The organism is Jiulongibacter sediminis (genome assembly GCF_001306455.1).
In the GTDB taxonomy this organism is placed as follows: domain Bacteria; phylum Bacteroidota; class Bacteroidia; order Cytophagales; family Spirosomataceae; genus Jiulongibacter; species Jiulongibacter sediminis.
Genome location: NZ_LGTQ01000012.1, coordinates 152,920 through 167,037 on the forward strand (window position 1 = coordinate 152,920; position 14,118 = coordinate 167,037).

15 protein-coding genes are annotated in these 14,118 nt (G+C 42.6%); 5 read left to right on the forward strand and 10 right to left on the reverse strand.

Annotated elements, in window-relative coordinates:
- The first annotated feature begins 43 nt into the window (after positions 1-43).
- The 5 genes from AFM12_RS15615 to AFM12_RS15635 all read left to right on the forward strand — a co-directional run bounded on the left by AFM12_RS15615 (position 44) and on the right by AFM12_RS15635 (position 3,207).
- Entirely contained in the window at positions 44-994 is a 951-nt protein-coding gene (locus AFM12_RS15615) for a helix-turn-helix transcriptional regulator (RefSeq protein WP_055149952.1), read from the forward strand.
- A 51-nt stretch (positions 995-1,045) separates the two neighbouring features.
- Positions 1,046-1,522 (forward strand): YdeI/OmpD-associated family protein, encoded by a 477-nt coding sequence (locus AFM12_RS15620; protein WP_055149955.1) that lies wholly within the window; start codon positions 1,046-1,048, stop codon positions 1,520-1,522.
- 67 nt (positions 1,523-1,589) lie between these two features.
- Entirely contained in the window at positions 1,590-2,213 is a 624-nt protein-coding gene (locus tag AFM12_RS15625; protein WP_055149958.1) for a GyrI-like domain-containing protein, read from the forward strand.
- 71 nt (positions 2,214-2,284) lie between these two features.
- Positions 2,285-2,794, forward strand: coding sequence for a DinB family protein (locus tag AFM12_RS15630; protein WP_055149961.1), 510 nt, complete (start codon positions 2,285-2,287; stop codon positions 2,792-2,794).
- Between the two features lie 53 nt (positions 2,795-2,847).
- Complete coding sequence (locus AFM12_RS15635) at positions 2,848-3,207, forward strand: iron chaperone (protein ID WP_055149964.1); 360 nt, start codon at positions 2,848-2,850, stop codon at positions 3,205-3,207.
- Positions 3,208-3,211: 4 nt separating this feature from the next.
- Here AFM12_RS15635 and AFM12_RS15640 read toward each other — a convergent pair whose 3' ends face one another.
- The 10 genes from AFM12_RS15640 to AFM12_RS15685 all read right to left on the reverse strand — a co-directional run bounded on the left by AFM12_RS15640 (position 3,212) and on the right by AFM12_RS15685 (position 13,974).
- A complete protein-coding gene (locus AFM12_RS15640; protein WP_055149967.1) occupies positions 3,212-3,706 on the reverse strand; it encodes a GNAT family N-acetyltransferase in 495 nt (164 codons plus the stop codon).
- A 3-nt stretch (positions 3,707-3,709) separates the two neighbouring features.
- Positions 3,710-4,960, reverse strand: coding sequence for an MFS transporter (locus tag AFM12_RS15645; protein WP_055149970.1), 1,251 nt, complete (start codon positions 4,958-4,960; stop codon positions 3,710-3,712).
- A 35-nt stretch (positions 4,961-4,995) separates the two neighbouring features.
- Complete coding sequence (locus AFM12_RS15650) at positions 4,996-5,766, reverse strand: rhamnogalacturonan acetylesterase (protein WP_055149973.1); 771 nt, start codon at positions 5,764-5,766, stop codon at positions 4,996-4,998.
- Positions 5,763-6,077 (reverse strand): L-rhamnose mutarotase, encoded by a 315-nt coding sequence (rhaM, locus tag AFM12_RS15655; protein WP_055149976.1) that lies wholly within the window; start codon positions 6,075-6,077, stop codon positions 5,763-5,765. Before rhaM ends, AFM12_RS15650 begins: the two co-directional genes overlap by 4 nt.
- Positions 6,078-6,135: 58 nt before the next feature.
- Positions 6,136-7,488, reverse strand: a complete 1,353-nt coding sequence (locus AFM12_RS15660) for a Gfo/Idh/MocA family protein (RefSeq protein ID WP_055149979.1) — start codon at positions 7,486-7,488, stop codon at positions 6,136-6,138.
- 76 nt (positions 7,489-7,564) lie between these two features.
- A complete protein-coding gene (locus AFM12_RS15665; protein ID WP_055149982.1) occupies positions 7,565-8,866 on the reverse strand; it encodes an MFS transporter in 1,302 nt (433 codons plus the stop codon).
- Between the two features lie 113 nt (positions 8,867-8,979).
- Positions 8,980-9,648: a bifunctional 4-hydroxy-2-oxoglutarate aldolase/2-dehydro-3-deoxy-phosphogluconate aldolase gene (locus AFM12_RS15670; RefSeq protein ID WP_055149985.1), complete on the reverse strand. Its 669-nt coding sequence runs from the start codon at positions 9,646-9,648 to the stop codon at positions 8,980-8,982.
- A gap of 100 nt (positions 9,649-9,748) precedes the next feature.
- Complete coding sequence (locus tag AFM12_RS15675) at positions 9,749-10,789, reverse strand: sugar kinase (protein ID WP_055149988.1); 1,041 nt, start codon at positions 10,787-10,789, stop codon at positions 9,749-9,751.
- Between the two features lie 30 nt (positions 10,790-10,819).
- The gene (uxaC, locus tag AFM12_RS15680) at positions 10,820-12,220 is read right to left on the reverse strand and encodes a glucuronate isomerase (RefSeq protein ID WP_055149991.1); all 1,401 of its coding nucleotides are present in this window, start codon (positions 12,218-12,220) and stop codon (positions 10,820-10,822) included.
- Positions 12,221-12,330: 110 nt separating this feature from the next.
- On the reverse strand, positions 12,331-13,974 hold the full coding sequence (locus AFM12_RS15685; protein ID WP_055150359.1) for a UxaA family hydrolase: 1,644 nt from the start codon (positions 13,972-13,974) through the stop codon (positions 12,331-12,333).
- Positions 13,975-14,118 lie beyond the last annotated feature (144 nt).

A 14,118-nucleotide genomic window follows, 5' to 3' on the forward strand; every position in this document is an offset into this window, starting at 1 on the left:
CCTTTTTTAGGCTAAATTAGTCCGTCATTAATTATATTTTGAAATGCCCCGTCTTGACCGCCTTACCTCTATCCTCATTCAGCTGCAATCAAAGCGAATTGTGAAGGCTCAGGAAATTGCGGATCGGTTTGAGATTAGCCTGCGGACGGTTTACCGCGATATTCGAACACTCGAGCAGGCCGGTGTTCCCATCATTTCTGAGGCCGGCATCGGGTATTCCATCATGAAGGAGTACCGCCTGCCGCCAGTTCATTTTACTGAAGATGAAGCTCTTTCTTTTATCACCGCCGGTAAATTTATTGAGCGACTCACCGATCAAAGCACTATTGAGGCTTATCAGTCGGCCTTGTATAAAATCAAAGCCGTTTTGGCCCATGGCCAGAAAGAACTTGTAGATGACCTGTCTGAGCGGATTGCGGTTCTCAAAAACAGATATCTGCCCGAGGAGCGAAACGAGCACCTAAACATCGGTCTTTTCCTCAAAGCCATCAATGAAAAAAGAGTGATTCAGATCGTTTATCAATCACCCGTAAAGCAAGGCCAAAGCCGAAATGTAGAACCCGTTGGCATTTACAGCTCGGGGAGCAACTGGTACCTCATTGCCTTTTGTCAATTGAGAAATGACTACCGAAACTTTCGCATAGACCGCATCACATCTTTTGAAATTTTATCAGAAAGATTCACAGGCACTCACCTAGGTTTGCACGATTTTCTCATCCAAACCAGAACGGAAAGAGAACTCACCGAGGTCATCATCTTAATCGATAAAGAGGCCTACTCCTATTTGGGAGATCAACATTATTACCATGGTTTTGTGAGCGAAAAGTCTGTCGGCAGCCAGATAGAAATGAACTTCCTCTGTGCTTCTTTGACAGGTTTTGCTCATTGGTTCATGCTATTGGGCAGTAGTGCTGATATCGTTAAACCTTTGAATTTGAGAAAAATAGTAAGCGAAAAGCTCGATCAAGTCCGCGAACGGCTTGAAGCCTCCTGACATTGGATTGTCACTACGGTCCATTAGATTCGTTTTAGAAACGAATCTAAGATGTCAAAACCTATTATTGATAAGACTTTACTGGTAGAGAAATTCCCTGGCAAAGGTGGCTGGACCTATGTGGTCATTGAGGCGGCTACGCCAGATTCTTCTAAACCCTTCGGATGGCGGAAAGTCAGAGGTACGATCGACCACTATCAGCTCGATCATTATAAACTAATGCCTATGGGCAACGGAAAACTTTTCTTACCTCTCAAGGCCGCCATTCGTAAGGCAATTGGTAAAAAAGAAGGAGATAAAGTCCATGTTATTCTTTTTGAGGATGATTCCACTTTTATTGTTCCTAAAGACATTCAGGCCTGTTTAGATGATTTCCCAAAGGCCAAGTCGTTTTTTGAGTCTATGACAGAAAGTAATCAAAAGTACTACGTCGATTGGATTCAGGAAGCTAAAACAATGGAAACTACGGTCAAGCGAATCAATGAGATGATTGATAAACTTATGGAAGGCAAGAAAATGTACGATTGAAACACTACTGACAGCCCTTTGTCACTTCCTGAATGCACCTTGAGTTGAACAAAAAAAATCAAAAACCATGGTCAAACTAGACTTAAAGAAGGAATTCAAAAGCTATTATAAGGCAGGGAAAGAACCCGAACTCATTGATTTGCCAAAGGCTCAATACATTTCTATCGAGGGAAAAGGGGACCCCTCCGGTAGAGCTTTCGCTGCCAATATTCAACTTCTTTATCCGGTAGCTTATGCAATCAAATTTGCCTGCAAAGCGAATAAAAATGACTTCGTTGTACCGCCTCTCGAAGGCTTATGGTGGTTTGATGAATCTGTTTTTGGAGAAGTAAGAATGGAAAACGCCCCAAACGAAATTCCGCGGGAAGCCTGGCAGTACCGTCTAATGATAAGAATGCCCGAGTTTGTTTGTGAATTAGATTTCAAAAAAGCCGTGGATGCCGCGAAGAGTAAAAAAGGAATAAAGGGATTGGACAAGCTTGAGTGGTTTGAGCTCCATGAAGGCAAATGTCTGCAAATGATGCACACCGGCCCTTTTGAGACCGAGCCCGAGTCGCTTGAAAAGCTAATTCGCTATAGTCTGACACATGATTTAAAAAAGAATGGGCATCATCACGAAATCTATTTGTCAGACTTTAGAAAAACAGCTCCAGAGAAACTCAGGACTATTCTCCGTGAGCCCGTCATCTAAAACCGAACCCTGCTGACAAACGGTTGTCACTCATCGAGGTGATCTTTGAGAAACAAACAAAAAGAAATATCATGATCACATTTATCGAAGCTTTTAAAAAAGAGCTTGAAGACGAAGCCAAAGAAACCAGACGCATGTTAAAGCAGGTACCCACGGACAAAAACGACTGGGCTCCACATCCAAAAAGTATGAAACTCGGAGTACTGGCCATTCATCTGGCTGAAATACCGGATATGATTGAAATAGCTCTGCTGAAATACAAATGGGATTTTGCTGAAATGGAATGGGACCCGAAAGAGTTCAAAACTTCCGAGGAGCTTTTGGGTTATTTCGACTCTTCGCTCAAAAATGCCTTTAACGCTCTGGAAAAATCATCTGATGATAGTCTCATGAATGAGTGGGTAATGTGCTCCGGCGAGCAAATCTGCCTCAAAACCACCAAATGGGAGGCTGTACGCCATGCTTTCGGTCAAAACGCACATCACCGGGCTCAGCTAGGAGTTTATCTTCGATTACTTGATATCCCCATTCCCGGACCTTACGGACCAAGTGCCGACGAAACTGAGAGTATGGTAAACTAAACCTGACAAAGATTCCCGATCTTCACGAATCGGGAATCTTTTTTTTACACCTCATGATTAAAAGTAAGGCGAAAACCATTGACGATTTTCTGGCGAATTTAGATCAAAACCAACGTCAGTTTGTTCAAAGTTACCGAGAGAAAATTATGGCTTTGGTGCCAGAGGCTACGGAGTGCATTCACTTCTCCACCCCTACTTTCAAATATGAAGGAAAAGCCTTCGCCGGTCTGGCTCCACTTAAGGAAAAATTCAGTTATTATCCATACAGTACCTCGGTAATCTCACAGTTCAAAAATGAGCTTTCTGATTTTGAAACCTCCCCAAAAGTCATTCATTTTTCACATGGTCAGCCCATTTCCGATGAGCTACTTCAAAAGCTGATTTTTGCGAGAATTATGGAGATTGAGGGTTGAAGTTTCAGATCGGCTTCTCCAGAATAAAATCTTCCATCAGATAGCCATTGCCGATATCAATATTCTCCTCTCCAACTTTCTCAAAGCCGGTTTTGAGATAAAAATCATAAGCTTTATTGAAGCGATTGACATTCAAAACCAAAGCTGAATCACCGTTTTGCAAAGCAATCTTAGCAATATGATCGATCAGCAGACGGCCGTAACCTTTACCCTGTGTTTCCGGCAGAAGATATAGTTTATGAATTTTTGTTTTTCCGGTCTTTTGATAATCAGTCTGAATACCCGAAAAGCCGACTGTTTTTTGATTCTCAACGGCTAAAAGAAACTCAATCCCTTCATCCATTTGATTTTGCAAAGAAGGCAAACTATACATCATATTCAGCATGTATTCTATCTGACCCTTACTCAAAATTTCACCAAAGGTGGGTGGCCAAATTTCGTGAGCCAAAGACCCTATAAGAGACAAATCTGCTTCGGTTGCCTTATGAATTTCTAACATACCTTAAACAGTGATAACAGGAGATTCCGAGTTTTTCTGACTCCTTTTTTCAACAAGATTATTGATGACAAACATAAGGCCTGCAGAGATGACCATTGAAGCAATTACCACCCAGCCAAGCTCAGGATAATTTTCAACAAAGCCATCCGGCTGTTGGAAAACAATCATTCCCGCCACAGCAGAGGCAATACCCCCGGAAACTTGTGAAACAGATGAATTAATGCTCATGAAAGCTCCACGGTCTTTCATATCAGGCACGGCCGTAATTAAAGCCGATGAGGCAATCATACGGGCGTTGATTCCCAGAAAAAGGATGACATTCAAAGCCAGGATGATCCAAAAAGGCGTTACCCCAAGGTTGCAGTAAATTCCAACCAGAATCATTCCCAGAATACTCCCGAAAACAAAAACTTTCAGTTTTCCGATTCTGTCCGCCAATTTACCAAGAAGAGGACCAAAAAAGATCGTGAATACACCGGTAATGCCGTAAAGCAAAGGCAGATCCTCCAGACGTAATCCGAGGTTATTGGTACTGTAAGTAGAGCCAAATGGCATTAACATAAAACCACCGGTAGCAAGCAAAATGGTCGAAAGAAACACTTTGACGTAATCCGGATTGGAAACCGTATTGATCAGATGACGAACAGCTTTTTGCCCCTGGCTTTCAGCCAAATGAGCGGTAATTGGTCGCATTTTCCATACCATTACTATTCCGGCAAAAACTCCGACGATGACAATCATCCAAAAAGAGGAATGCCAACCAAAATTGTTGGCCAAATAAAGCCCGATGGGCAAACCTAAAATCTGTGATGCTGCGAAAGCCATCTGCGTAAAACCCATCACTCGACCTCGGACTTTTAGCTCAAAAATGTCAGTGATTATGGCATAGCCTATAGAGCCGATGACTCCCCCAAAAATGCCGGTAAAAATACGAGCCATCAGCAGGAACCAATAAGAATTTGCCATAGCACAAAAGGCAGTTCCAATCAAAAAACCGGTATAAAAAAACATCAACAGCTTTTTACGATCGAACTTATCGGCGAAACCTGCAGCAAGTATGCCCGAAACCCCGGCACTAAACGCATAACCGGAAACCACCCAGCCAAACTGTGCGGTACTAATGTTCATTTCAGGAATAAGTATGGCACCAAGTGGCGAAAGCACCATAAAATCAAGAATGACCGTAAATTGTATGAAAGCCAGAATGGCAATCATAAACACCTGATAGCGTGTAAAAACTCTTTCTTTGCTCATCTTTCAAAAATTGACCGCAAAGATACTCTAATCTCTCAGGGTTTCAGGAAGTTCTTTAAAGAAGAGTCCGTTTCCTCTACTCCCTTTACTACATGTTCGGCATTGAGTTGTGCTCCTTGCCGATTGGTGTGGACGTCATCTTTATTAGTGAAGTACGCCTTTTTTACGATTTCGTAACCCAGTTTATCATAAACCTTAGCCGTCATTTCATGAAGATTAATAAAATGAGCCCCGGTCTGTTCTGCCACCTGACGAGCCCATACAGGATAGAAATCAGGTTTGCGTGGAATGAGCCCGTCCTCACCATATCTATTGAAAGGAATGGGAGAACATATAAAGACTTCGACGCCTTTAGCTTTGGCCTCATTGACATACTTTCTAAGATACCAGCCATAAGAATGCACTACCTCATGTTTATGGGTTATGAGGTTATCAATTTCTTCAAACTCCTCTCCTATTCCATCGATTGTACCGCGGGCCCTGATAGTATCGTTCAATGCCCAATCATCATTATGACCAAACTGAATAATGAGATAATCAGCGTCATTCATTTTCTCAAGAAGTGGCTCCCATCGGCCATCAGTCAGGAAAGTGCGGCTGCTTCTGCCACCAATAGCATGATTCTCGACATTGATTTTACCAGTATCAAAAATCAGATCAATTACCGAACCCCAGCCCCACATTCCATTGCCTCCATTGCCCTGACCTGCTTTAACTGTGGAGTCACCGATCAGATAAAGCGTCGGTTTTTCGACTCTGACAAAGAAACTGAAAAGAATAAAAACAGGAACTAATAATCTAATCATGGCAGGTAAAATACTTCTTTTAAAGGTACACTCACAGGTGAGTTATCCGGATTACTTTCCATAATATCAGCCATGTAAGCCCACCATCTTTTCATCACAGGATGTTTAGGTAATTCGTCCATTTGAGTTTCATCTTCAATGCTGAGCACCCCAAAAAGACTCAGTGTTTCTTCATCCAAAAAAATAGAATAATCCGAAATCCCATGCTCTTTGAGCAACTGACTTAGCTCCGGCCAGATTTCATCGTGTCGTTTCTTATATTCTTCCTCCTTACCAGGGAAGAGTTTCATTTTGAAAGCTAGTTTTCTCATAAAAAAAGACACAGGTAATTACTAGTAAGCATCACCTGTGTCGATTAAATAGTTAGCCTTATGCTTTTTTCGCCATTGGCTTTAAATCCGTCAAATCACCAATTTTAACCGGCATGCCACTGGCGATACTTTTTCTTGCGGCTACACCAACAAGAATCGCCATGGCACCGTCGCGACTACCAGCCGACTGTCTCCAGGTATCTACTTTCTCCGGGAAGCGGAAAACTTTTTCTCTCAAACGCTTATCTCCACCACCGTGACCGGCACTTTGAGGAATCTGGATATATTCTACCTCACCAAAGCTTTTGGTCACCATAATCTCGTCGTATTCCTCAAGCTCCATGGCTCCGCTTTCTTTGATCCAGGCGTCAATACGTCCTTTGGTTCCATTGAAAGCAATTCTGTAGCCTTCATAAGGCTGGTAAGTGGTCAACGAGTAGCTTACGTTTACTCCATTCGCATAACCGATAGTGGCGGCATGTTTATCCCAGATATTACAATCGTTTCTAAACACACAGCCATCGCGATGATAGCCGTCATGCTGCTCATTATCAACATAAAGCTTTGTCAAATGTTCACTCTTGGTAATATCCCAGTAAAAGTTGCAATCGTGCTTGTGAGAACAACCTCTACAAGTACCGTTTTCACTTCTGAAAGGCCCTTTATCTCCGTAATGATCGCGTGCTCCACGAGCATAGACGGTCTCAGGCTCAGACTCCAGCCACCAGTTCAATAAATCAAAATGATGAGAAGACTTATGAACCCATAGAGAACCACCCTTTTCTACCAAACGGTGCCATCTTCTGAAGTAATCAGCTCCATGACGGGTATCAAGGTACCAGTGAAAATCTACTGAGGTGATTTCCCCGATATCCCCAGATCTTAGGATTTCATAAATTTTTTGACGGTGAGGCGAGTAGCGGTAATTGAAAGTAACGGTAACTTTTTTGCCCGTTTTTCTTTCAGTATCCAAAATGGCCTGACATTTTACTTCATCAGTAGTCATTGGTTTTTCGGTAACAATGTCCGCTCCCAATTCCATACCTCTTACAATGAAGTCGCTGTGTGTTGCATCTACCGTAGTTACGATCAGAATATCCGGTTTTTGCTGTTTCATCATAGTATCAAAATCCGTGAAAGTCGGGATGTTACCACCCAAAAACTCTTTTGCATATTCCAACCTTCCCGGGTTGATATCACAAAGACCTACAAACTCAACGATGTCTGAGGCTTCAGCAATAACAGGCTTACTCCACATCCCGAGGCCACGGACACCTGTACCTACTAAAGCCACTTTTTTCTTTGCTCCTGCCGTAGAAGCAAATACTTCTGTCAGGCCGGCTGAGCTTAAAATACCGGCGGCAGCAAGCCCGGTTTTACCAATAAAATCTCTTCTGTTTAAATTCTTCATATTTCAAAATGGTTGAATTATAAAAATAGCCCAAAACTAAGTTTGGGCTATCCTTAACTATCGTTATACGTGTATTTTAGATTTTAACCTTATCCATCTTAGGAACCAGAAAATGCATAACTAACCAAGCCAAAAGGTAGGCTGCTCCGCAAATCAGGAACATAATAAAATAGGCTTTCTCAATCTGGCCTATTTCACGATAGTGAACAAAAAGGTTTTTCTGTACCGCCCATGAAAGAACAATACCTCCTAAACCACCGGCCATTCCGCCAATACCGGTTACAGAGGCCGTTGCTTTTTTCGGGAACATGTCAGATACGGTTGTAAAGATATTCGCACTCCAGGCTTGGTGAGCGGCAGCCGCAATTCCGATCACAAAAACGGCTAACCACATATTGATTTGACCTGCCCACTGAGAGAGTACTACAGGAAACACGAACAATGCAAAGATGAACATTGAGGTTTTTCTTGCTCTGAAGGCAGGCATGTTTTTATTCATAAAGAATAGCGGCAAATACCCTCCACCTATACTACCAATTGTTGAGATGAAATAAACTACAGCAACAGGAATGGCCAATTCTACAAGTGTAAGATTGTACTCACTTTCCAGGAAGTCAGGCAACCAGAATAAATAGAACCACCAGATAGGGTCTGTCAAAAATTTACCCATAGCAAAAGCCCAGGTTTGTCTAAAGCCAAGAAGTTTTATCCATGGCACCTTTTCATTTGCCGTGGCTTTTTCAATTTCTTCATCCTCTTTATCTGAATGAATGTAATCGTATTCTTCCTTTGAAAGTTTGGCACTTTCTGAAGGGGAGGTATAGTTAATTTGCCATAAAATAAGCCAAATAAAGCCGATGGCCCCGGTAAGAACAAAAGCCCATTGCCAGCCCCATGCCACAGCAATAAACGGCACTGTAAGAGGTGCTAAAATGGCTCCCACGTTCGTTCCTGAATTAAAAATACCTGTTGCAAAGGCTCTTTCTTTCTTAGGAAACCACTCTGCGGTGGTCTTAATGGCTGCCGGAAAGTTACCAGCCTCTGATACCCCTAAAGCTCCTCTGGCAATCATAAAACCGAAGGCGTTTGAGGCAAGGGCATGACCCATAGCAGCCACACTCCAGAAACCAGTGGCTAAGGCATATCCTTTTTTGGTCCCTAGCTTGTCTACTACACGACCGGCTATTACCATACCGAACATGTAGGCCATTTTGAAGGCTATCTCGATGTTAGCATAATCGCCATCATCCCAGTTCATGTCTTCAGAAAGAACAGATTTTAAAAGGCTAATCACCTGGCGGTCGAGATAGTTAACCGTGGTGGCAAAGAACACCAGGGCACAGATGGTCCACCGGTAATTTCCTACTTTTTTATTCATTGTATCAGGGTTGAATTATTCAAAGTGTCAATCTAGTTCATAAGGGTCAGACTAACAATTTGATTGTGTTTAAAAACGAAAAAGGCCACCTTTTCAGATGGCCTTTTCTAAAATTATGATCTCACTTTCTTGATGATAGCCAGAGCTTCAGCCACTTTGGCTTTCAGTCCATCCATATCTTTGTTGGTAAGAATATCTTTTGAAATCAGTTGAGAGCCCATTCCAACGCATGTTACGCCAGCGTCAAACCATCCTTTTAAATTTGACTCTTCTGGTGTTACTCCACCAGTTGGCATAATGCTGGTCCAAGGCTGAGGACCTTTGATGCCTTTAACAAACTTAGGCCCGTAAATATCCCCCGGGAAAAGCTTCACAATTTCGCACCCCAGCTCTTCTGCACGGCAGATTTCTGTCAATGTACCACAGCCCGGAGACCAAAGCACTTTGCGACGATTACAAACCGTTGCAATGTCTTCTCTAAGTACAGGGGTTACTATAAAATTTGCACCTAAAGACATGTAAAGAGAGGCCTGAGCAGCATCTGTAACAGAGCCCACTCCCAGGATCATCCCCGGACATTCTTTTAAGGCATATTTATTGAGTTCACCGAAGACTTCATGAGCGAAATCGCCACGACTGGTAAACTCCATCAGACGGGCACCGCCATCATAACAGGCTTTCACTACCTGTTTTCCTAGTTCTATGTCAGAGTGAAAAAACAAAGGAACCATCCCTGTGTCTTTCATCACCTGAGCTACTTCTAATCTTGAATATTTTGCCATTTCTTTTTAGCTATGAGCTTTGAGCCTTCAGCCTTGAGCTCCATTTATAATTTCTAATTTGAATAAAGCTCAAAGCCATTAGCTCAGAGCCAAAAGCTATTTATCGAGCTACTCTACCTGATGCGTCACCGCTCATTAGTTTTTCAACCTCATCTACCGTTACCAGGTTGGCATCGCCAATGATCGTATGCTTCAAGCATGAGGCCGCTACCGCAAAATTCAGAGCATTCTGATCGTCTTCAGGATATTTCAACAAACCATAAATCAAACCACCCATAAATGAATCTCCACCACCAACTCGATCTACAATATGTGTTATCTGATACACCGGAGATTTGAACATGTCTTTACCATCGTACATCACACCAGCCCATGAGTTGTGCGAAGCTGAGATAGAACCACGAAGCGTGGTAATCACCTTCTTCGCTTTCGGGAATTTCGCCATCATTTGCTGACAAACTGAAAGGAAAGCTTCGGCAGTTACGTCATGACCATCGCGGTGAACATCTAATCCTTCAGGTTTGATACCAAAGTGCTTTTCGGCATCTTCTTCATTGCCTAAAATGATATCGCAATGTGAGGTCAATTCCGTCATGATTTTCTCACGATCTCCTCCGTACTTCCACAATTTAGCACGGTAGTTAAGGTCCGTAGAGATGGTTAGGCCTTTTGCCGCAGCAGCCTTTACAGCTTCAAGGCAGGCGTCAGCAGAGCTTTGAGAAATCGCCGGAGTGATACCAGTCCAATGGAACCAACTTGCTCCTTCAAATACCTTATCCCAGTCTACCATGCCTGGTTTAATTTCACTCATTGCCGAATTGGCACGGTCATAAACCACCTTACTTCCTCTAGACACCGCACCGGTTTCAAGGAAGTAAATACCTAGCCTATCTCCTCCAAAAACAATGTGATTTGTACCCACATTACGCTTACGCATTTCCATCAGGGCACATTCCCCAATATCATTTTTAGGAAGACGGGTTATAAACTCGGTAGGTACACCATAGTTGGCCAGAGAAACAGCCACATTTGACTCACCACCACCATACACGACATCAAAGCTGTTTGCCTGTGAAAATCTTGAAAATCCGGGAGGAGATAATCTCAACATGATTTCTCCGAAGGTTACTACTTTTTTCATCTTATAAATTGTTATCAGGTGTTTCTAAAATTAAAATCCGAAATAGTTTTTTGTGTTATTGTAGCTGATATCCTGAACCAGTTTACCAATCCACTCGATATCATTAGGCAGTTCGCCATTTTCGATATCATTCCCGAAGAGATTACACAGAATTCTACGAAAGTACTCATGACGAGGGAAAGAAAGGAAGCTCCTGGAGTCGGTCAGCATCCCTACAAAACGCGATATCAAACCAACGTTTGACAAAATATTCATTTGATCTTCCATTCCTTGTTTTTGATCCAAAAACCACCAACCAGAACCAAACTGAACTTTGCCTGCAACCGAACCGTCATTGAAGTTCCCAATCATGGTACCGATCAGGTAATTATCAGCAGGATTGAGGTTATAAATAATTGTTTTCGACAGCTGATTGTACTCATCCAATTTACCCAAAAACTTAGACATGGCCTGAGCCTGAGCAAAATCTCCGATACTATCCCAGCCTGTATCAGGGCCAAGCTCACGCATTGCTCTGAGGTTATTATTTCTCAAAGCACCGACGTGAAACTGCTGCACCCAACCCAGCTCACTATACATCACACCAAGGGAATGTAAAACAGCCGACTTAAACTCTAACTCCTCTTCCTTCGATATCGCTTCTTTAGCCAATACCTTTTTTAAAGCCTTTGAAGCTCCTTCTTCAGTGAAGTCAGCAGCATAAATTTGCTCAAGACCGTGATCAGAAATACGACAGCCATTGGCATTGAAAAAGTTTGCTCTGCTTCGCAATGCCTTCATCAGACTTTCAAAATCTTTGATCTCAAAACCAACAATATCTCCCAGTCTGTATATGTAGGACGCAAAAGCCGGGTTTTCTATCAGAATAAATTTATCTGGTCTGAAAGCCGGGTACATATTGACGCCAGCTTCGGTACGGTCAGCATACTCTTTATGATGTACCAGACTGTCCAGTGGATCATCAGTAGTACAAACCGTTTCCACCTTCATCATTCCTAAAAGGCCCTGAACATTGTAATCCGGGGTTTGAAGTTTTTCAGAAGCTTCGTCGTAAATACCTTTCGCCGTATCGGCATTCAAAATCTTATCAATTCCAAAATATCGCTGAAGTTCCAGGTGTGTCCAGTGGTAAAGGGGATTCCTCATGGTGTAAGGAACGGTTTCAGCCCATTTTTCGAATTTAGCGTAATCAGACTCCTCACCGGTACAGTATTTCTCGTTCACGCCATTTGTACGCATGGCTCTCCATTTATAATGGTCGCCGGCCAGCCAGGCATGGGTGAGGTTTTTGAAGTTGATATTGTTTAAAATCTGATCGGGCGGCAAGTGATTATGATAATCAATAATGGGCATGTCTTTAGCATACTCATGATAAAGCCGCTCGGCCGTTTTTGTTTCCAGTAAGAAATTTTCGTCTAAAAAGTTTTTCATCAGTTCAATTCTGAAAGTTTATAAGTCAGAAAGTATGTGAGTCAAAATTTACTCACAGAGCCTTCTATAGGGTTATTCGTTAATTTGCTGTAATCACCATTATCGTCAGATTACAATGACACCCCTCGTTTCCAGGGAATAAAATCATCCTGCTGATTAGCCACGGCTTTACACGTTTCTTCACCGCTGGCTACTTTGATGAGGTAATCCAACATTTTATGTCCGGCCTCCTCAATTGTTTCTTCACCCTCAATAATCGTCCCGGTATTGATATCAATGATGTCCGACATTTTCTCAGCCAGTTTCCTATTGCTTGACACTTTTATCACCGGAGCAATCGGGTTACCGGTTGGTGTACCCAAACCAGTGGTAAACAAAACCAAATTACACCCACTACCAACCATGGCTGTAGTACTCTCCACATCATTGCCTGGTGTACATAATAAATTCAAGCCTGGCTTTTTCACCATTTCGGGATAATCCAGAACATCTGTTACCGGACTTGTTCCTCCCTTCTTTGCAGCTCCGGCGGACTTAATGGCGTCCGTGATCAAACCATCTTTGATATTTCCCGGTGAAGGATTCATATCAAAGCCTGATCCGGCCTGCTCGGCTCTTGCGGCATATGACCGCATGAGATTGATAAATTTCAGTGCTGTTTCCTCTTCCACACACCTATCGCTCAGTTCCTGCTCTACACCACACAGCTCGGGAAACTCGGATAGAACTGTGGAACCCCCTAAAGTCACCAGCATATCACTTACATAACCTAATGTTGGATTCGCAGAAATACCGGAAAAACCATCAGACCCGCCACACTCCAAACCCAAAACAAGTTTTGAAAGTGGTGCCGGTTGTCTTTCTGTTTTATTGGCTTCAATCAGGCCTACCAATGTCTGCTTTATGCCTTCGCTAACCACTTTTTCCTCGGTACCCAAAGCCTGCTGCTCCAGAAATACGATTGGCTTATCGGCATTTCTTTTGGCCAGCTCTTCTTGTAAAATGCTGTATTGAGCATTTTGACAACCTAAACTTAAAACCGTGGCACCAGCCACATTCGGGTGAGCAATGTAACCGGCCAAAAGACCACAAAGAGCCTGGGCATCCTGACGGGTACCTCCACAGCCCATATCATGTGTTAAGAACTTTACTCCGTCAATATTGGCAAAGATACGGTCATTCTTTTCGATTGCAACCGATTGCAATTCAGAATTCAAAATTTGCTCGACCGATTGCCCTTGTTTGTATTTTTGAATCAAATCTCCCGCAAAATGCTCGTATTTGGCCTTCTTGCTGTAACCCAACTGATCTACAAGAGCTTCTTTCATCAATTGCAGATTCTTGTTTTCACAAAATACCAAGGGCAGCACAATCCAGTAATTCGCTGTACCTACAGAGCCGTCTTTCCTGTAAAAACCCTGGAAGCTTCTACCTTGAAAAGCCGTAACATCCGGCTTTTGCCATTCTGTTTTACGTTTTCCTAATTGAAAAGGCGATGCTGCATGTTTTACATTAAAAGTATTTATCCAGCTCCCCGCCGGAATATCCTGAGCCGCCTTACCAACCAAAACTCCATACATCATCACTTCATCGCCTTTCTTTAAATCAGCCTGATTGTATTTATGTTTCGGTGAAATATCCTGCTGAAGTGTCACTATGCCACCATCAAATGCAATCTCTTCCCCTGCCTTTAGCTCATCAAGGGCTACGATCACATTATCACCGGGATGCACCTTCAGTACCCTGTTTTTCATTTCTGATTGCGGCTTTGTTGTTTCTAATAGATTTTTAACCTTCAAAATATTTTTTCGGTCAAAATATCACAATACAAATCTATAAACCTTTTTGACTTCTCACTTTATAATTCTAGGCGTTTTCACATATTTTATTGAGGTATT

Bases quoted from the DNA above. Each gene is read 5' to 3' on its own strand.
- AFM12_RS15615 (WP_055149952.1), top strand. From the start codon at position 44: ATGCCCCGTCTTGACCGCCTTACCTCTATCCTCATTCAGCTGCAATCA.
- AFM12_RS15620 (WP_055149955.1), top strand. From the start codon at position 1,046: ATGTCAAAACCTATTATTGATAAGACTTTACTGGTAGAGAAATTCCCT.
- AFM12_RS15625 (WP_055149958.1), top strand. From the start codon at position 1,590: ATGGTCAAACTAGACTTAAAGAAGGAATTCAAAAGCTATTATAAGGCA.
- AFM12_RS15630 (WP_055149961.1), top strand. From the start codon at position 2,285: ATGATCACATTTATCGAAGCTTTTAAAAAAGAGCTTGAAGACGAAGCC.
- AFM12_RS15635 (WP_055149964.1), top strand. From the start codon at position 2,848: ATGATTAAAAGTAAGGCGAAAACCATTGACGATTTTCTGGCGAATTTA.
- AFM12_RS15640 (WP_055149967.1), bottom strand. From the start codon at position 3,706: ATGTTAGAAATTCATAAGGCAACCGAAGCAGATTTGTCTCTTATAGGG.
- AFM12_RS15645 (WP_055149970.1), bottom strand. From the start codon at position 4,960: ATGAGCAAAGAAAGAGTTTTTACACGCTATCAGGTGTTTATGATTGCC.
- AFM12_RS15650 (WP_055149973.1), bottom strand. From the start codon at position 5,766: ATGATTAGATTATTAGTTCCTGTTTTTATTCTTTTCAGTTTCTTTGTC.
- rhaM (WP_055149976.1), bottom strand. From the start codon at position 6,077: ATGAGAAAACTAGCTTTCAAAATGAAACTCTTCCCTGGTAAGGAGGAA.
- AFM12_RS15660 (WP_055149979.1), bottom strand. From the start codon at position 7,488: ATGAAGAATTTAAACAGAAGAGATTTTATTGGTAAAACCGGGCTTGCT.
- AFM12_RS15665 (WP_055149982.1), bottom strand. From the start codon at position 8,866: ATGAATAAAAAAGTAGGAAATTACCGGTGGACCATCTGTGCCCTGGTG.
- AFM12_RS15670 (WP_055149985.1), bottom strand. From the start codon at position 9,648: ATGGCAAAATATTCAAGATTAGAAGTAGCTCAGGTGATGAAAGACACA.
- AFM12_RS15675 (WP_055149988.1), bottom strand. From the start codon at position 10,789: ATGAAAAAAGTAGTAACCTTCGGAGAAATCATGTTGAGATTATCTCCT.
- uxaC (WP_055149991.1), bottom strand. From the start codon at position 12,220: ATGAAAAACTTTTTAGACGAAAATTTCTTACTGGAAACAAAAACGGCC.
- AFM12_RS15685 (WP_055150359.1), bottom strand. From the start codon at position 13,974: ATGAAAAACAGGGTACTGAAGGTGCATCCCGGTGATAATGTGATCGTA.